We start from the raw sequence: 17,995 nt of genomic DNA on the forward strand, positions 1-17,995 counted from the left end.
ACGCCTCCTCGATCGCGTACTCATCGAGCTCATTGATGACACCATCGGCCGACGCACGGTCGAGGGTCTTGTCAACAGGATCGAGCTTGCGCTCCGAATACGTGTCGGGCACCTGCTTGACGCAAACGACGATATTCATGCAGACGTTGCCTCCGCTAGAACAACGACGAGGCGACCTATCCCGGCAACCTTCGTCGGCAATCTTGCACGAACGCAGCAGCCCATGCCCAAATGACATCGGGGTTGATCGATCGCTATTTTACCCTGCACTACTCCGACGCACCACGCAAAGCCTAGTATTCACCGTTCGTGACTCGCGTCACCTCAGGAGTTGTCCTTGACGTCCTCGCTCCAGAAGCCGCCCTTCTCCAGAATCGAAATGGCCAATTCCGCACCCGATTCGATATGCGCGACCATCGCCTTCTCACTGGCATCGGCGCTCCGCGATGACAAGGCAGCGAAGATGGTCTCATGCTCGCGCCGGGCCTTGTTCTCCCAGTCTCTCGCGAATTCGTAGAACTTCGCCGGCATCGTGCTCGTGAGCTGGCGCAGAACGGATCTAAGCCTCCGAGAGGCCCCGGTTCGGTTGATGTGCCTGTGGAACAGGAAGTTCAGGCGACCCTGTTCCTCGGGATCGGTGGCCCGATTGAACTGGTCCAGCAAATCCCGTAGCAAGGCGAGGTCTTCGTCCGTCATCCGCGTCGCGGCGCGGCTGGCCGCACGTCCTTCCACCAGGCCGATCAGGACGTAGTGATCGTAGACGTCTTCCCGTGTCAACGGAGCCACGAAACATCCTCGGCGGGGCACGCTTATGACCAGTCCCTCGTTCTCGAGAGAGATGAGGGCCTCGCGGACCGGCAGTTTGCTCACGCCGAACTCCATGGCCATCAGGTCCTGGTCGATCCGCTGGTTGGGCTTAAGCCCGCCGGAGAAGATGGCGTGCCGGAGCCGGCCGGCGACGACCTCTTTCAAGGTCGGCGGAGATTGCCGCACGGTGGGTCTTTGGGCAACCCCGTCAGACGGCATAGCCTGGGCCTTCTTGGACTTCCTGGGCACGGTCAACGTCCCATCCACGTCAGTGGCGCATGCGCATGCGCCACTCGGTCGAGTCTTTCGTGGTCATCCGGCGGGCCTCGGGCCCACAAGCGCGCTCTCGCGTCGCCACCCCATCGTTCCAGCGACTCCCCGAGGATATCAACAATCAAAACTACGATCCTACGACCGCTTCGTGGTCACCCCGTCCCGGCATTCACGACGCCGACGGCTTGCGGTTCTTCAGCCTGTTGCGGGCGATGACCATGCGGTGGACCTCGGACGGCCCTTCCACGATCCGCCAGACCCGGCAGAGCCGGTAGAAGAACTCGATCGGCAGCTCCTTCGCCACCCCCAATCCACCATGGACCTGCAGGGCCTGGTCGGCGACGCGCGCCACCAGCTCAGTGGCCTTGACCTTGATCATCGACGCCTCGTAACGGATGTCACGGACACCCTGATCCAGCTTCCACGCCGCGTTGTACGCCATCATGCGCACCGCGTGGATGTCGGTCGTCGCGTCGGCGATCCACCACTGGATCGACTGGCGTGAGGCCAGAGGCGCACCGAAGGTCGACTTCGTGTTGGCCTGGTCGACCATCATCTGCAGCAGCCGTTCCGACGCCCCGAGACACCGCATGCCGATCTCGAGTCGGCGGACGCTGAACCTGTTCTGCAGCTCGGGGAACGCCCAGCCCACCGTGCCGAGCACCGCGCCGTCGTCCAGCTCGACGTCGTCGAAGGTGATCTCGCACGGGCGTTCCGCCACGATCGTCGCGATCCTCCGCTGGACGGTGACGCCGGGATGGTGCCGGTCGACGAGGAACGCGGTGATGCCGCCCTTGGAGCCGAGCTCCTTGTCGGTCTTCGCCAGCACGATCATGAAGCTCGACCAGTCTGCGCGGTTGATCCACATCTTGCGGCCGTTGAGGATCCACTTGGTCCCCTTCTTCACGGCGGAGGTCTGGATGCCGCTCGCGTCAGCACCCGCGTTCGGCTCCGTCACCGCGATGCATGCCGAGATCTCGCCGCGCGCGTACGGCTCGAGGTATCTGTCGCGCTGTTCAGGCGTGCAGACGGCCATCATCCAGTGCAGGTTCGGCGAGTCAGGTGGCAGCGTGAACGGCACCAACGAGTGGAAGGTCTCCTCGTGCACCATCATCTTGCCCAGCACGCTGATGTCCTGCCCGCCGAGCTCCTCGGGCACGTCGAGGCCCCACAGCCCCATCTTCCTGGCCGTGGCGACGAGGTACTGGTAGGTCTCGTACGGGATGACACCGTCAGGGTCGTTGGTGTAGTGCTCCCCCGGCTTGCCCTCGAAGGGCTCGGTGTCCATGCCGCGTTCCATCTCACCGGCGATCACCTGTGGTTCGAGCGGTATGAGCTCGCGGTCGGTGAACTTCCTCGCCGCGTCACGCATCGCCTCGAGCTCTTCAGGAATCGTGAAATCCATGCGGTCTCCTCCTCGTTCAGCGACGCGTCGGCCGGCGGTCGGCTGCGGTGTGTGGTGGACGGCTGCCAAGCAGGAGCGCGTTGTGCTCACCAAGCTCGGGTGCCGACTTGCGAACGTGTGCGGGCGTGCGCGACAGCGTGAACACCGAGCCGATGTGCCGCAACGGCCCGGCCTTCGGATGCGTCCTCGTCACGACCATCCCCCGCGCAGCGGTGTGCGCACCCTCGGCGATCTCCGACAGGCCCAGCGGAACGGCGGCGGGGACGCCGGCCGCCCAGCACGTCGCGACCACGTCCTCCGCTGCCCTCCGCCCCAGCCACGACCTGACGACGGCCTCGACCTCGTCGACGTGCTCCACCCGCGCCCGCGCCGTCGCGTAGTGCGCGGCGAACGCGAGCTCGGGATGCCCGGTGAGCTCGGCCAGGCGTGCCCATTGCTCGTCGGTCTCCACCGCGATCGCCACCGGACGGTCGCCGGTGGGGAAGAGATTGTGCGGCGCGTGGCGGCTATGCCGGTTTCCTAGCCGGTGCGCCCTTCCCGGCTGACCGGCGCGCCACCACTCCTCCTGGGTGGCCCAGACCGCCGTGTCGTACAACGTGGGGTCGACGTGCTGCTGCTCACCGGTGCGTTGCCGCGCAAGCAGTCCGGCCAGCAGCCCGACCGTGCCAGCACATGCGGTCAGCAGGTCGGCAATCGAAACGGCGACCTTCAACGGTTCCCGCTCCGGGAACCCGGTGAGGCTCATGATCCCCGAGAATGCCTGCGCGACGGTGTCGACCAGCTTGCGCCCGCCGTACGGGCCGTCCTGCCCGAAGCCGGTGAGTCCGCAGTAGACCAGGTCGCGGTGCCGCCCGAGCAGGTCCGCCGGGGCGAGCTGGTGGGCGGCGAGCGTCGACGGGGCCATGTTGGTGAGGAAGGCATCGGCGCCGGCGACTAGCTCGTGGATCCGCGCACGGTCGAGCGGATCGCCCATGTCCAGCGTGACGCCGAGCTTGTCGGTGTTGTTCAGGTAGTACAGGTAGCCCTGCCCGGCGACCTTCTGCGGCAGGTGCCGCGACCCCTCGCCCTTGCTCGGCTCGATCTTGACCACCGTGGCGCCGAGCATGCCGAGGAACCGGCCGACCAGCGGGCCGGCGGTGAGCGAGCAGACCTCGACCACTGTGACGGAGCGCAGCGGCCCGTCCTCGTCCCTCTTCCCATCCCTGGGACCCGGCGGCTGCCGGGTGCGCGGGCCGATCCACAACAACGCGGCGTCGACGGGACCGCTCTCCCCGCCGGAAAGTACCTGCGGTGTCGGGCTGTTCAGCCGGACGACGGGTCCGGCGACGATGCCGTCAGCGGTGGGAACCACCACGCCGTGATGCCTGGCCTGCGGATCGACGAGCGCCTCGTCGACCGTTGTGATCGGACCCACCGCGATGTCGGCCGCGCTGAGGTGGTTCGTGATGTGCTCGGTCGTGTGCCTCCTGGTCCACGCCTCGACGATCGCGTCGAGCTCGTCGACGTTGGCGACGCGGAGGCTCGAGTCGAGGAAACGTGAGTCCTCGGCGATCTCCGGCCGGCCGATCGCGTGTGCCAGGATCCTGAAGTGCGAGTCGCTCATCGTGCAGATGAGCACCCACCCGTCCAGGGTGCAGTACGAGTTCCACGGCGCCGCCATCGCGTGATGGTTGCCGATCTGGGTGAACCCGCGGCCGGTGAGGAAGTACCCGGGCAACAACGTGCCGAGGAACGCGATCAGGGAGTCGTGCTCAGCGTGGTCGACGAACTGGCCGAGACCGGACTCGGCCCTCTCGTAGAGCGCGGCCAGGATCGCAGCGGTGGCGAGCAGGGCGCCACCGCAGGCCGCGACGGGGATGCCGGCCCGCACCGGCGGGTCACCCGGGTAGCCGTTCGTCGTCATCATGCCCGTGACGGCCTGCACGGTGAGCTCGCTGCCCGGCGCGTCGCGCCAGGGTCCGGTCAGCCCGAATGGCGACAGGCATGCCACGACCACGTGCGGAGCCACCCGTCCGGGGTCACACAGGTCGAGGCCGACACCGCGCAGCAGCGCGAGCGTCTCTCGATCCAGGAGGACCACATCTGATCTTCCGCACAGGTCGCGCAGCGCGTCCACGTCACTCAGCTCGACCGCCACGGCCCGCTTGCTGAATGCGGCGAGCCGCTCGGGTGGGAGTCCGAGCCCGGGCGGCCGGACCACCGGCTCCGTCGGAGAGCCCGGGTCGACGACGCGGACGACGTCGGCACCCAGGTCGGCGAGGACTCGCCCGCACAGCGTGGTCGACGACCAGGGCCGGCGCGACAGCTCAAGCACGCGCACATCGGTGAGCGCCGGTGAACGGGACGATGCCGTCCCAGCTCCGGTGTCCATCACGGCGACTCCCTTCCTCCGTCTGTCCTGGTGTCTACGCGTCGGATCCGGACCGCACGGCCGGATCGCTGACGGCGCGCAGGGCGGTGACACGTTCACGCAGAGGCATGCCACGCAGGTCGACGGCACCGAACTCGGTCACCACGACGTCGACGTCGGTGCGGGGTGCGCTCACCACGATCGGCGCGTTGAGCGCCTCCACGATGCGCGACCTCGTCCTGTCCCTGCTCGACGCGACGAGACCGAGGATCGCGAGGCCACCGGACGCGGATGCGCCGCGCATGAAGTCGAGGGCACCACCGGGGCCCGAGACCGACACACCCTTGATGCTCTCCGCATTCGCCTGCCCCGTGAGGTCGACCTCGAGGGTGCTGTTGATCGACACGAAGTACGGCTCGTCGCGCATGACCTCCAGGCTGTGCGTGTACTCGACACGACGCATCGCCACCTGCCGGTTGTCGGCGACGAACTCGTACAGCTCCGCCGAACCGATGAAGCCGCCCGAGGTGATCGCTCCGTTCTCGTCGACGAGTGCGCCGGACCTGGCCAGCTCCATCACTCCGTCGGAGAGGAGCCCGGCGTGGACCCGGAGGTTGCGGCGTTTGGCGAGGCAGCGCATGACCGCGGTCGCGAACCCGCCGATGCCGACCTGGACGGTCGTGCCGTCGGGCACCAGCTCGACGATCCGCTCTGCGACCTGGAGCTCGCGATCGGTCGGGTCCGCCGTCGTCTCGGTGACGAGCTCGTGCTCACCCACCACGAGGTGAGTGAAGCACGACGCGTGCACCATGCTCTCGCCGAACGTCCTCGGCATGCGCGGGTTGACCTCGGCGATCACGACGGCGGCGGCCTCCATCGCCGAGCGGTGGTAGAGCAGGCTTGCACCCAGCGAGCACCAACCGCCGGAGTCAGGCGGGCTCACCTGGACGACCGCGACGTCGGGGCGCAGCGGTCCGTGGAAGAGCCGCGGCAGCGCGGAGAGATGCGCAGGCACAATGTCGACTTGACCACTGAGGAGGGCTGCACGCACTTGGGGCGTGCCGCGGAAGCTCTTGACCCGGACGTACGCCTCCTCCTCCGGCAGGCAGTAGGAGGGCACCGGACCGTTGATGCTCGTCACGATCTCCAACGGTCCCGCCTCGCGCGCTCGCCCGAGTAGGTCAGGGATCAGAGACAGCGGATGCCCCGTGCCGCCCTCGACATAGACGCGTGCCCGCGGAGGGACGGCGGCGAGCGCCTTCGCCGGTGTCGAGTACGTCGTCACGGTGGCCCTCCCGTCATCGCTTCAGGACGTGGATCGCGCATGCACCGTTGTCATAGCCGGAGATCCCGCCCCCGGTGACATGGGTCAACGCCGCCCGCGGCTCGGCGAGCTGCCGGGCACCCGCCTCGCCCCGCAGCTGCCAGAAGGCCTCCGCCACCTGTGCGAGGCCCGTCGCGCCGATCGGGTGCCCGCGCGCCATGAGCCCGCCGCTGGGGTTCACCGGGATCTTGCCCTCGAGGCGAGTGGCACCCGATACGAGCAGCTCAACCCCGCCCCCGGGTGGCGCGAGGCCGAGGATCTCGTAGTAGAGGATCTCGGCGACCGCGAACGGATCGTGGCACTCGACCAGGTCGAGGTCGTCCGGCCCGATGCCGGCACTCTCGTACGCCTGAGCCGCCGCGGTGACCGTCGTCTCTGGCGCCTTGAAGTCACGGACCGGACTGAACCGCCCGGAGACCACGACGCTCGCCGCCACCTCGACCGGTCGACTCGTGAGCCTGCGCGCCAGCTCGGTCGAGCAGACGACCGCGGCGGCGGCGCCATCGCCGTTCGGGCAGCACATGAACAGCGTGAGGGGATCGGCGATCATCCGCGCCTGCACGACGTCCTCGACGGTCCACGACCGATGCACCTGGACGTGCTTGTTGAGGGATCCGTTGCGATGCGCCTTCAATGGCTGCAGGGCCAGCTGCTCGGCGGTCATCCCGTGGTCGTGCATGTACCTGCGCGCACGCATCGCATAGGACGAGGGCAGCGTCGCACCCTGGAGCACCTCGATGTCGTCGGCGTCTTGTGGTAACAGTCCACCACCGAGCACGGACAGCTGCTCGATCCCCAGGGCCAGCACCATGCCCTGCTCACCCCGCTCGACCATGCTGATCGCCAGGTGCAAGGCTGTACCGGCGCTGGCGCACGCGTTCTCGACGTTGATGACGGGCAGGTCGGACGCGCCGATCTCCCGTAGCACGCGCTGTCCGGGGAGCATCCCGCCGACGACGTTCCCGCAGACGACCGCGTCGACCTGCTCCCACTGCACCGACGCACTCTCCAGCGCGGCCAGCACGGCCTCGATGCCGAGATCACCGAACGACCGGCCGTCGTGCCGGCCGAACTGTGTCATCCCGACGCCAAGGATCGCTGCGCCCATGCCCGGTCCCTACGTCCGGACCAGGAGCATGCGGTAGTCGGAACGAGGATCGCCGGACCGTTCGTCGGCCGGCGCGATGCGGGCGCGCACGCGCTGCCCTATCTCGATGCCGTCCTCCCAGCCCAGGATCCGGCCGAAGACCGCGACGTGCTCGGTGAAGATGACCGAGCCGACGGCGTACGGAACCCGCACTCCCGGCCGTCCTCGGTGCACGACGCTGTACGAGTACAACGTTCCCTCGACGGGGAGGAGCCACGGCTCGAGGTCCCTCGACCGGCAGTGTGCACAGTAGGTCCGCTGCGGGAACCACGTCGACCCGCACGCCCGGCAGCGGTGACCGCGGAAGTGCGCGGTGTCGGTTGCGTCGCAAACGACGAGCGCGGAGTCGTCGAGGTCGGGACCGTCCATCTCACGACCGCGACTCTGCCGGGCGGGTGCGCACCATCCTCGTCTTCGTGATGACCGCGACCCGCGTGCCGTCGGTCTTCTCGACATGGTGGACGAATTTCAGGATCCCGCGGTCCGGCTTGGACGTCTCCCGCTTGCCCGTCACCTCCATGTCCACGTAGAACGTGTCTCCGAGGAAGAGCGGGTTGACGAACCTGACGTTCGTCTCGAGCAACGCCATGCCCGTCTTCTCGAAGAGGAGGCTCTGGATCGCCAGGCCCTCCGCCAGCACGAACGTGAGCGGCCCGGGAGCGAACCGTCGCTTGAACAGCGTCTTGCTCTCGGCGTACTCGACGTTGGTGTAGAGCTCCTCGTGGATTCCGGCGACTCCGATGAAGTTCACGATGTCCGCCTCGTAGAGCGTCTTGCTGGCCGTGCGGAACCTGTCGCCGACCTCGAAGTCTTCGAAGTAGCGACCGTGGTTCTGGTACAGGCCCAGTTCCTCGTTGAACTTCATCCACGCCTCCGAACGACGTCACGCGGGCTCATGCCTACTGCTACTCCCCGATGAAGGCGGCGGTCCTCTTCTCCAGGAACGCGCTCATGCCCTCGGCCTTGTCCTTGGTGCCGAACGCGCCCGCCGAGAGCACCGCCTCGAGGTCGAGCGAGGACTCCATGTCGAGGTTCATGCCGGTCTGAACCGCCAGCTTCATCCACCCGATACTCAAGGGTGCCCGCGTGGCGAACTCGTCCACGAGCACGCGCGCCGCGTCGAGGACCTCGCCATTCGGCGCGACCTTGGTGACCAGTCCGATCCTCTCCGCGTACGCCGCGTCGAAATACCTCGACGTGAAGAGCAGCTCCATCGCCACCGAGCGGCCGACCAGCCTCGGCAGCCGCTGGGTGCCACCGGCGCCGGCCACTGAGCCGATCTTGGAGCTGGTGATCGCGAACGTCGCATTCTCCGCGGCGATCCTGACGTCGGCCGCCAGCGCGATCTCCAGGCCACCAGTGATGCAGTGCCCGCCGATGGCGGCGACCACGGCCTTCGAGCTGTGCTCCATCCGGTACGTGACGTCGCGGAACAGCCGGTTGTACGGCAGGAACTTCGCCGGCGTGTCGATGGTCAACGCCTCGTTGAGGTCAGCCCCCGTCGAGAACGCCTTGTCGGAACCGGTGAGGATGATGCCGCGAACCTCGTTCATCTGCTCGAGCTCGGACACCGCGGACGCCAGCTCCTTGAGGAGCTGGAAGCTCAACGCGTTGTGCTTCTCAGGCCGGTTCATCCGGATGATCCCCGCCGGCCCTTCGACCTTCACATCGACGACCGTGTACCCCATCGATCTCTCCTGCTCCAAGGCTTTGCTCGAAATGTCACTGGGACGACTAGGCCGTGCGGAACTTGCGGTAGTTCGGCGGTCGCTTCTCGAGGAACGCGTGTACGCCTTCCAGGTTCTCGTCGTCGCCGTACGTCATCGAGAGCATCTCGGTACCGGAGATGAAGGTGTTGTACTCGAGGTCCGAGCCGTGGTTCATCAGGATCTTGGCGATCCGCAGGGCCCGGGGACTCTTGTCGAGGATGATCTCGCACCACTTCTCGACCTCGGAGTACAGCTCGTCGTGCGGGACCACCTTGTTCGCCAGCCCCATGGCCACGGCCTCTTCGGCCGTGTACTGCTCGCAGAGGTAGACGATCTCGCGCGCCTTCTTCTCCCCGACCATCCGCGGAAGCATCTGCACCGCACCCCATACAGGCACGCTTCCCACCCGCGGTCCGACCTGACCGAACTTGGCGCGGTCCGAGGCGATCGTGAGGTCGCACATGATGTTGAGCTCGTTGCCGCCCCCGATGGAGTAGCCGTTGACGGCCGCGATGATCGGCTTGCCCGAGTTACGCATGGCGGCGCCGAGCTCCGTCACCACGCGCAAGTGCTCGCGACCAACGTGTACCGTGCGGGACGACTGCGCCTTCACGTCTCCGCCGGACGAGAACGCATGGTCACCGGCGCCCGTGAGCACCATGACCCCGATCTCCGGGTCGGCGGTGCCCTTCTTGAACGCGTCGCGAAGGTCGGCGTACGTCTTGGTCCGGAGGGCGTTCAGGACCTCGGGACGGTTGATCGTGATCCACGCCGTCCCGCCCTTCGCCTCGTAGAGGACGTCTTCGAACTCGCTCATCGGTTGTCATCGACCCTTCTGCTCGGGGTTGCGGTGGAACTGCCGGTGAGCCCGTACAGGACTCGGCGCCTCAGCCGGCGCGCAACATGCCGCCGTTGACGCTGATGATCTGGCCCGTGACGAAGCTCGCGTCCCGACTCGCGAAGTACTGCACCGCCGTCGCGATATCGTCCGGCTTGGCAAGCCGCCGCATCGGGTGAGCCTTGACGCGCTTCTCGATGCCCTCCGCGGAGAACATGCCGTGCAGCAGCGGGGTGTCGGTGCTCCCCGGGCAGACGACGTTGACCGTGATCGCGTACCTGGCCAGCTCGACCGCCATCGACTTGGCGTAGCCGATCAGCCCAGCCTTGGCACCCGCGTAGACCGCTTCCCCCGGAACGCCCACCCGGGCCGCGTCCGAGCTGATGTACACGAGGCGGCCATCCCTGGCCTCGACCATCTCCGGCAGGAAGGCCCGCGTCACGTGCAGGCTCCCGGTGAAGTTGACCTCGATGAGCTTCTGCTGCTCCTCGAGTGAGGTGTCCAGGTACCTCCGGTCGGGAGACCAGCCGACGTTCGCTACCACGACCTCTGGCACGCCCAGCTCGTCGACCACAGTCCTCGCCACCGCGGCCACCTGCGTGTAGTCGGTGACGTCGCACTGGTAGGCATAGCCCTGTCCCTCCGGCAGCCCGCTCGCCGCCTTCCCCGCACTTTCGCCGTTCAGGTCGAGGACGGCGACACGGCTACCGTCCGAGGCAAGCCGGTGGGCGATCGCCAGGCCGATGCCCTGGCCGCCCCCGGTCACGACCACCAATCGACTGTCCACGGGTCTCCTGCCAGGCTCAGAGGGTCAAGGGTCAAAGAAGGCCGCCGAGGCGCCGTACATCGTCAAGGTCCTCCAGGCCGTCAACTACCGACACGATCTCGTCCGCACGATCTCGCCCGATGACGGGCTCGACGAGCCGGTGGAACTTCTCCACGACGTCCACCCGACCGGCCGGGTTCTCGGGCTCGCCCTTGGCATACGGGACGGCGAGCTCGCGTACGGTCCCGTCGCGCATCTCGACGACGAGCTCCACCCCGGACTGGAACGTCGACCGGTCGCCGTCGACCAGCTCCATGCGGATCCGCCTCGACAGGTCGACGAGCTTCGGGTCATTCAGGTCGATACTCGTGTAGTCCCACCACTGGCACTTCAGACCGTGCAGGTACATCGCCAGCGAGAACGAGATGCTGAACTGGGCGCCCAGGACATCCTTGGGCTCGATGATCGTCCCGACGTGGTGGATCACGCTCGGGTTGGTGGTAAGTATCCGGATCCGTGCGACGTCGTCGGATGTGAACGGCTGCACCTCGAGCAGATCACGCATGCCGTCGAGGGCCTGATGGTTCAGGTGGCAGCACGAATACAGCTTGATGGACACCTCCCGCAGCAGGTAGGTGGTACCCAGATCGCGTACGAGGTCGTCCCGGTCGTAGTCGCCCGCGAAGGCGGCGCAGAACCCGCGCTTGCCCTCCAGCACCGTCGGCGGCCCGGTCACGCCGGCCTGGGCGAGCAGGGTGGCACGTAGGCCCGACGCGGATGGGATGCCACAGTGCAACCGCTTCACCGAGCCACCGGTCTGGGTGTACTCCATCTGCCCGCCGGCGAAGCTGCCCGCGATCGAGAACGCCGACCGCGTCTCCTCCGGGCCGAGACCCAGGGTCCGTGACGCCGCAGCGGCCGAGCCGAACGGGCCGACGGCAAGCGGCGGGTGGTGCCCGCGCGTGAACATCGCGGGCGACACCGAGTACGAGATGCGCAGCTGCGCCTCGTACGACGCCACCGTCGCCGCGATCAGCGTGGCGCCGTCGACCCCGACGTGCTCACCCATCGCGAGTGCCGCCGGGATGGCCACCGCACCCGGGTGGGTCGGGCTCTTCAGGTGGGTGTCGTCAGACTCGTTGCTGTGTCCCACCACGCCGTTGAGGAAGGCGGCCGCGTCCGGAGCCAGCGAGATCCCCTTGCCGACGACGGTGGACCGTCCCGACGCGCTCATCGGCGCGATCGCGTCGAAGATCCGTTTCGCCCAGGGCATCTCGACCCCGGCGACCTGGCACCCCAGGTTGTCCAGGATCAGCAGCTTCGCCCGTTCCAGCACGTCGGCAGGCAGGTCCTCGACCCTGACCTGGGAGGTGTACTCGGCCAATCTCGCGGTCTCGTTCAAGGACGACACACCCACTTCCGGTCGCTGCTGTGCGTGGAGACGGGGTTGCCGTCCTCACGAATATACTTTATCGCGAACACGTCTCCAGCTCAATGGGTCGGGGTCGTGCGCACCTGCACGCACGACCCCGCCACCGTGAGCTACGGCTCGATGGTCTCGATCATCCGGCCGAGGAACCCCCAGCCGGGGAACGTGTGCCACGCGCCGACTGTCTCGGAGTTGACGCCGTAGAGCGCGTCGACCCGGAACAGCGGCACGATGGTCCACTCGGCGTGGACGATGTCGAAGGCCTGGGAGACGAGCTCCGTGCGGGCCTCCTCGTCCTGTTCCGCCGCCGCCTTCCTGATCAGCGCATCGAGATCGGGATTCCTGACGGCACGGATGAACCCCTCGTCGTCCTGGTAGTAGGTGCGCAGCAAGTCGACCGCCTCGAACCGCGTCGCCTGGTTGTAGGGCGAGACGTCGCCGGCGTTGAAAGTGTCGCTGTCCTTGGTCTGAACGAAGTGTGGGCGGAAGTTGCCGTAATCGATCGCGACGATCGGCGTCTTGACCCCGACCTCGGCCCATTGTGACGCGATGATCTCCCCCAGCTGCGGCAGGAACGCCGCGCCGGGTCGGGTGAACGTGATCATCTTGACGCCGTCGAAGCCGTTCGCGTAGCCGGCGTCGGCCAGCATCTTCTTCGCGGCCTCCGGGTCGTACCGCTGCCACTCGGCGGCGATCTTCTTGTAATGGTCGGGATCGATCGCCGACGACGAGGCGACCGTGTCGAACGGCGTGTCCGGCATCGTCCCGTGGCCGCCGAGCACCTGCTTCAGGATGGTCTTGCGGTCGATCGCCATCGACAGTGCGTGGCGAACGTTCGCATCGGACGTGGCCTTCTTCTGTGCCGGGGGACGATACGTACCGGTGAACAGCAGCGCGATGCCCATGGCGTCCTTGATGGAGCGCACCTCGTTGCCGGACGACTCGATGCTCTCGACGTTCTCTGAGGTCGCCTCGATGATGTCGGCCTGGCCGCTTTGCAGCATCGCGACCTGCGTCGCCGGCTCCGGCACCAGCAGGAACTCCAGGCGCTTCATGGCGGGCTTGGCGCGCCAGTGGTTCGACACGGCTTCGAAGACGACCTTCTGCCCGCGCTGCCGGGATACGAATTGGAACGGCCCCGTCCCGATCGGCTTCTCGTTCATTTTCGCGTTCTGCGCGGCGAAGCCCGACGTGCCTCCCTCAGTTAGGTACTTCTCCGACATCACGGTGCCGCTGTTGGCCTGCTGGGGCGCGAAGTAGTACGCGAGGTCGACCTGCACTCCGTTGGTCTTGATGACGACGGTGCGGTCGTCGGGGGCGTCGAGGCTCTTGATCTTCTCCCGGAGCGTCGGTCCCTCGGTGGACTGGCTGGCTGGGTCCATCCAGCGCTTGATGCTGAACACCACGTCGCGGGCGGTGAGCTCGCCGTAGCCACCATGGAACTGCACGCCGTCACGGATCTTGAAGGTCCAGGTGAGGCCGTCCTCCGACGTGTTCCATGACTCGGCGAGGCCTGGCTGGATCGAGCTGTCCTTGCCGATCTCGAGGAGGCTGTCGTACATCGGTAGCAGTATGTTGGACGCGACCTGACCGGCCTCCTCGACGATGTCGAGCTGCTCGTTGCCGAACGACGACAGCGCGATTCGCAGCGTGTCCTTGGTCTGCGCGCTGTTCTCCGCGTCCGCGCCGCCCCCGCCGCTGCATGCCGCCAGCGCCATCACCACGACACCGACGAGTGCGACGGGTCGAAGGTGCGCACGCCTCCTGACCGCCTTGGCTTTGGACGGCGTCCTCGTGAACGTAGACGACACCCGTCCCGTCCACCGCTTCCAGATACTGATCATGTTTCCCGCTCCAAGAACGACGACACTGTGGCTTCGGGCGGATGCCGAGGCGGCAGCCTCGACACGTTCGGGTGCGTGGTCCACCTGCGTGGAACCACCGCGGTCGCCCCCCGAACGCCGGCGGGCGACGTGGTACTCAGCCGGTGACTGCGCCCGGCCGTGGGTATGCGAGGCCCGTCATCAGCCGCCTCGCCGTCCTGGACACCGCGACATGGGCGACGACGGGCGTCGCACCCGAGTCGTCGATCTCCGACGCCGCGGTCACGACGCCCTTGGGGTGCGCCAGCCGTACGTCGCTCCCCGCGCCCGTTGACGTGACCCGCTCGGCCACCGTGCCCTTCAAGCGCGACGCGACGGCGACGACGGTCAGGCCCGTGCCCGGCATCGCGTGGTGAACGGATCCCATCGAGGTCATCCGCGCGACGAGGTCGCAGTCCGCCGTGCCGATCCGGTCACCCAGCGCGGAAATGTGGTCGTGTGGCCTCGAGACGACGATCACCCGCGGGATCCCCGGAGTGAGCTTGGGTGCCGACTCGACGTCGGGTGCGAGGCCCATACGGACTGCCGCCGCGCACCGGATCGCGTCCAGCAGAGCCAGGAACGCGGTGTCCCTGTTGAGGTCAGCCGGCAGCTCGCTGCCGGTCAGCCCTACCGACGCGGCCGTCACGACCACGACCGGGTTGTTCACGTCGAGGATCGACACCTCATACTCCTCGGTGCCGACGTGGACGATCTCCGACCGTCTACCTGTCGGCAGGACGGGACGTCCGCTGTCACCGCCGGCCGGGTTGAGGAACCTGATGTCGATACGCGCCCCCGCGCCGGGAACCCCGGGGATGACGTGGTCACCCGTCACCGCCGGCTCGCCGTTCTCGGTCGGGAACTCCACCTCGATGACGACGCTCGTGTTAAGGTTGAGCATCCGGACCCTGGTGAGCGGGTTGGTGGTCTCGATGACGCCCTGCAGAGCCGCGTACGGTGCGACGGCGGCGGTGAGGTTGCCGCAGTTCGCCATCCAGTCGACGACGGGTGTCGCGATCCCGACCTGGGCGAACGCGTAGGCGAGATCGACGTCGTCGGTGCTCACCGGCCAGCCCGCGTCACGGGCTTCGTCCGTCGTGCCGACGACCATCAGCTTGCTCGTGGACGAGTGCGTGCCGCCGAGGCCGTCGAGCTGCATGGGATCGGGACTGCCGAGCAGCGCCAGGACGAGTGAGTCCAGCTCGGGACCTCTCGGTGGGAGATCGGGGAGGCGGCAGTAGACGCCTTTGCTCGTCCCCCCACGCATCAAGGTGACCGCGACCGGATCTGTGCCCATGAGTCCTCCAGCATGCCGCGGGAACCGCGTGGGATCACCGTAGTATATCTTTTATCACAGGTCAACGAGGACGCCGCGGTCTCCGGCCCGCGAGCAGGGGGAGCACGGTCGCCACGTCCTCGACCTCGTCCAGCCGGTCGACGTTCGCCACCACCTCGCGCATCGCCTCGTCGTCGAGGACCGGCCGCGCGAACCGGCGGAACTTGTCAAGCAGTTCCTCCCGGGTGACCGGGTTCTGGGGCGAGCCCCGCCGGTGCCGCTCCGTGGCCTCCAGAACACGGCCGTCGCGCAGGGTCACGCGGACGGTGGCGGTCTCGTTGAAGAGCGACGTCGCGTCCGCCGCCATGGCCGGCGGATGCGCGTGGACTCGCAGCAATCGCGCGATCGACAGGATCGCCGGCTCGGCCCACCTGTCCCGGCTCATGTAGTCGCCCAGCTCGTTGCGTCCGGTCACGAGCCGTAGCCCGAGACTGAACGCCAGGCTGAACTGCGCGCCGATCGTGTCGTGCGGCTCGACGATGGCCGCGCCGTGGCCCACGATGAGCGGGTCTACCCACGCGTCGATCCGCTCGACGTCGTCCGCATCGAAGCGGTGCGCGCGCACCAGCTCGATCATCGCCTGTAGCGACGTCAGGACGCCGCCGGCGGTCGGGAACATCTTCGTCGTCCTGCCCTGGATCGCGAACCAGCTCGTGTCGTCGAGTCCCTCGAGCACGCCGTCGGCGTCGTCGAGGCGACCGAACGTCCAGAGGATGCCGCGCTTGCCCTCGATGATCGTGGGCGGGCCGGTGAGCCCGCGTTGGGCGAGGAGAGCTGCGACGATCCCCGCGCGCGCGGCCATGCCGGAGTGGAACCGCTTGACCTCGCCACCGCTCTGGTCGTATTCCGTCGTACCGGACGAGTGACTGCCGGCGATGGACAGCGCGTGTACGCTCTGCTCGGCATCGAGGTCCAGGAGCGTGATCGCCGCGGCGGCCGCCCCGAAGGGTCCGAGCACCCCCTGGTGGTGGTAGCCGGTCTTCAGGAGGGACTTCGAGAGGACCCTGCCGATCAGGTAGAGCACCTGGTAGGCGGCCACGACGGCGAGGAGGAACCGCTGGCCGCTCACCCGTCCCGCCTCCGCCAGGGCCAGCGCGGCAGGAATCGCGATGGCGCCGGCGTGTGAGCTGCCGCTGTAGCCGGAGTCGTCGGACTCGCACGAGTGACCGTACGTCGCGTTGACCATCGCCGCGTCCGGTACCGACACGCGCCGGCCCGACCCGACGATCGTGCTCCGCGGGGTGCTGCCCAGGTCGACCGCAAGCTCGAACGCGGCCCGGGTCCACGGCAGCGTCGAACCGCGGAGCATGATCCCGAACTGGTCGAGCACCGCCTCCTTCGCGACCTCCACCGTCTCGGCCGGGAGGTCCTCGTACCGGAGCCGCCTGACGTACTCGGCGATCTCGCGAGCGACCACACGCTCGGTCATATTCTCACTCCCGGCTCCGGTGAGGGACTCTCATTACCACGATCGGTGTCAAATTCCATCTTCTGCGATGTATCACCACCACGTAGAATTCGATCATCAGCAGCGGGCGTTTCGAGCTGCATCGCAAATCACCTGGAGTTCTGGATGACGGGAATCAAGTTCGGTCTCAACGTCAACATGCATCCCGAGGTCGCCACCACCTCCGCCGAGCAGGTGTTCCACGACCAGGTCGACTACGCGTGCACCGCGGAGGACCTCGGTTGGGACGGCGTCTTCGCCGGTCAGCACTTCCTCTCCGGCTCGGTGATCCACCTCCAGCCACTGCCGGTCATGTCGTACATCGCCGCCAGGACGTCTCGCGTCGACCTCGGTCCGACCGTGGCTCTCGCGACCCTCGCCAACCCGGTCGAGCTCGCCGAGCACTACGCGGCGCTCGACGCGGGTGCGAACGGCCGACTGGTGCTCGGACTCGGGCAGGGCTATCGGACTGAGGAGTTCGACGCCTTCGGCGTCGAGGCGCCCGGGCGACTTGCCCGCTTCCGCGAGAATGTCCGCATCGTGGACGAGTTGCTCCGTTGGGAGTACGTGACGTCCGACAACGACTGGTGCCGCCTGGACGGTGCGCGGCTCACCTATCCCACCGTCCAGCAGCCACGTCCGCCCATCTGGATGGCGGGCAACAGCGACCAGGGGGTCAGACGGGCCGCCCGGATGGCGGACGCCTGGATGGTCCCTCCGCACACGACCGCGACGACCGTTTCCCGGCAGCTGGACATGTACCGGGACGAGCGGCGGCGCGCAGGTCTCGAACCACCGGCGGTGGTGCCCGGGATGCGCGAGGTCTTCTGCGCCGAGGACGCGTCGAGCCCCGTGCTCGCGCACGTGCGAAGGACGCTCGCCGCCAAGTACGCCAGGTACCACTCGTGGGGGCAGGACACGGTTCAGCCGGAGGGCGAGGGCTTCGAGCGGCCCTACGCCGACCTGGCGGACGACCGCTTCGCCGTCGGGACTCCCGACGAGTGCTTCGAGATGCTCAAGGCATGGATCGCGCTGGGGATCGACTACATCGTCATCCGCACGCACTGGGCGGGCATGGACATGGCCGACGCGGTCGCGTCGGTGCGGGCTCTCACCACCCATGTCATCCCTGGCCTTCGCGAGCTCTCCGAATGACGTGCTAGTAGTACTTTGTTACGTGTGTCGCTACCGCTGATCCGGCTCGTGATGTGGTCGTGTTCTGATCCGTGACCCCGGAGGAGATGGACCAGGTCAGGCCGCGGCTGGTGGCGTTCGCTGCGGAGATGCTCGGCGGGCTGG

16 protein-coding genes are annotated in these 17,995 nt (G+C 67.5%); 1 reads left to right on the forward strand and 15 read right to left on the reverse strand.

The features are described 5' to 3' along the window. The 15 genes from GEV10_27020 to GEV10_27090 all read right to left on the reverse strand — a co-directional run. Positions 1–139 (reverse strand): electron transfer flavoprotein subunit beta (locus GEV10_27020; protein ID MQA82079.1); only part of this gene is annotated, 139 nt, incomplete at its 3' end. A 185-nt stretch (positions 140–324) separates the two neighbouring features. After that, a complete protein-coding gene (locus GEV10_27025) occupies positions 325–1,062 on the reverse strand; it encodes an FCD domain-containing protein (protein MQA82080.1) in 738 nt (245 codons plus the stop codon). Positions 1,063–1,249: 187 nt separating this feature from the next. Further along, entirely contained in the window at positions 1,250–2,485 is a 1,236-nt protein-coding gene (locus tag GEV10_27030; GenBank protein MQA82081.1) for an acyl-CoA dehydrogenase, read from the reverse strand. 16 nt (positions 2,486–2,501) lie between these two features. Further along, positions 2,502–4,856 (reverse strand): hypothetical protein, encoded by a 2,355-nt coding sequence (locus tag GEV10_27035; GenBank protein MQA82082.1) that lies wholly within the window; start codon positions 4,854–4,856, stop codon positions 2,502–2,504. A gap of 34 nt (positions 4,857–4,890) precedes the next feature. Next, a complete protein-coding gene (locus GEV10_27040; GenBank protein ID MQA82083.1) occupies positions 4,891–6,120 on the reverse strand; it encodes a 4-hydroxybutyrate CoA-transferase in 1,230 nt (409 codons plus the stop codon). 13 nt (positions 6,121–6,133) lie between these two features. Continuing rightward, complete coding sequence (locus tag GEV10_27045; GenBank protein MQA82084.1) at positions 6,134–7,267, reverse strand: thiolase family protein; 1,134 nt, start codon at positions 7,265–7,267, stop codon at positions 6,134–6,136. A 9-nt stretch (positions 7,268–7,276) separates the two neighbouring features. Next, the gene (locus GEV10_27050; protein ID MQA82085.1) at positions 7,277–7,762 is read right to left on the reverse strand and encodes a hypothetical protein; all 486 of its coding nucleotides are present in this window, start codon (positions 7,760–7,762) and stop codon (positions 7,277–7,279) included. Next, the gene (locus tag GEV10_27055) at positions 7,677–8,171 is read right to left on the reverse strand and encodes an acyl dehydratase (GenBank protein ID MQA82086.1); all 495 of its coding nucleotides are present in this window, start codon (positions 8,169–8,171) and stop codon (positions 7,677–7,679) included. Before GEV10_27055 ends, GEV10_27050 begins: the two co-directional genes overlap by 86 nt. Positions 8,172–8,211: 40 nt before the next feature. Further along, complete coding sequence (locus GEV10_27060; GenBank protein MQA82087.1) at positions 8,212–8,994, reverse strand: hypothetical protein; 783 nt, start codon at positions 8,992–8,994, stop codon at positions 8,212–8,214. A gap of 46 nt (positions 8,995–9,040) precedes the next feature. Beyond that, positions 9,041–9,832 carry a 1,4-dihydroxy-6-naphthoate synthase gene (locus GEV10_27065; protein ID MQA82088.1) on the reverse strand — a complete coding sequence of 264 codons (792 nt, stop codon included), beginning with the start codon at positions 9,830–9,832 and terminating at the stop codon, positions 9,041–9,043. A 70-nt stretch (positions 9,833–9,902) separates the two neighbouring features. Beyond that, a complete protein-coding gene (locus tag GEV10_27070) occupies positions 9,903–10,640 on the reverse strand; it encodes an SDR family oxidoreductase (protein ID MQA82089.1) in 738 nt (245 codons plus the stop codon). A gap of 31 nt (positions 10,641–10,671) precedes the next feature. Continuing rightward, the gene (locus GEV10_27075; protein MQA82090.1) at positions 10,672–12,036 is read right to left on the reverse strand and encodes a hypothetical protein; all 1,365 of its coding nucleotides are present in this window, start codon (positions 12,034–12,036) and stop codon (positions 10,672–10,674) included. Positions 12,037–12,161: 125 nt separating this feature from the next. Continuing rightward, the gene (locus GEV10_27080; GenBank protein ID MQA82091.1) at positions 12,162–13,892 is read right to left on the reverse strand and encodes a hypothetical protein; all 1,731 of its coding nucleotides are present in this window, start codon (positions 13,890–13,892) and stop codon (positions 12,162–12,164) included. 136 nt (positions 13,893–14,028) lie between these two features. Then, positions 14,029–15,210, reverse strand: a complete 1,182-nt coding sequence (locus GEV10_27085; protein ID MQA82092.1) for a hypothetical protein — start codon at positions 15,208–15,210, stop codon at positions 14,029–14,031. 61 nt (positions 15,211–15,271) lie between these two features. Continuing rightward, positions 15,272–16,678, reverse strand: a complete 1,407-nt coding sequence (locus GEV10_27090) for a hypothetical protein (GenBank protein MQA82093.1) — start codon at positions 16,676–16,678, stop codon at positions 15,272–15,274. 144 nt (positions 16,679–16,822) lie between these two features. Here GEV10_27090 and GEV10_27095 point away from each other — a divergent pair, with 144 nt between their 5' ends. Then, positions 16,823–17,851: an LLM class flavin-dependent oxidoreductase gene (locus GEV10_27095; protein ID MQA82094.1), complete on the forward strand. Its 1,029-nt coding sequence runs from the start codon at positions 16,823–16,825 to the stop codon at positions 17,849–17,851. Positions 17,852–17,995 lie beyond the last annotated feature (144 nt).

The sequence above is a fragment of the Streptosporangiales bacterium genome (assembly GCA_009379955.1).
In the GTDB taxonomy this organism is placed as follows: domain Bacteria; phylum Actinomycetota; class Actinomycetes; order Streptosporangiales; family WHST01; genus WHST01.

What these genes read in the sequence shown, in the direction of transcription:
- GEV10_27055 (MQA82086.1), bottom strand. Translation starts at nt 8,171, where the DNA reads ATGAAGTTCAACGAGGAACTGGGCCTGTACCAGAACCACGGTCGCTAC.
- GEV10_27045 (MQA82084.1), bottom strand. Translation starts at nt 7,267, where the DNA reads ATGGGCGCAGCGATCCTTGGCGTCGGGATGACACAGTTCGGCCGGCAC.
- GEV10_27080 (MQA82091.1), bottom strand. Translation starts at nt 13,892, where the DNA reads ATGATCAGTATCTGGAAGCGGTGGACGGGACGGGTGTCGTCTACGTTC.
- GEV10_27060 (MQA82087.1), bottom strand. Translation starts at nt 8,994, where the DNA reads ATGGGGTACACGGTCGTCGATGTGAAGGTCGAAGGGCCGGCGGGGATC.
- GEV10_27030 (MQA82081.1), bottom strand. Translation starts at nt 2,485, where the DNA reads ATGGATTTCACGATTCCTGAAGAGCTCGAGGCGATGCGTGACGCGGCG.
- GEV10_27035 (MQA82082.1), bottom strand. Translation starts at nt 4,856, where the DNA reads ATGGACACCGGAGCTGGGACGGCATCGTCCCGTTCACCGGCGCTCACC.
- GEV10_27095 (MQA82094.1), top strand. Translation starts at nt 16,823, where the DNA reads ATGACGGGAATCAAGTTCGGTCTCAACGTCAACATGCATCCCGAGGTC.
- GEV10_27050 (MQA82085.1), bottom strand. Translation starts at nt 7,762, where the DNA reads ATGTCGAGAAGACCGACGGCACGCGGGTCGCGGTCATCACGAAGACGA.
- GEV10_27085 (MQA82092.1), bottom strand. Translation starts at nt 15,210, where the DNA reads ATGGGCACAGATCCGGTCGCGGTCACCTTGATGCGTGGGGGGACGAGC.
- GEV10_27090 (MQA82093.1), bottom strand. Translation starts at nt 16,678, where the DNA reads ATGACCGAGCGTGTGGTCGCTCGCGAGATCGCCGAGTACGTCAGGCGG.
- GEV10_27065 (MQA82088.1), bottom strand. Translation starts at nt 9,832, where the DNA reads ATGAGCGAGTTCGAAGACGTCCTCTACGAGGCGAAGGGCGGGACGGCG.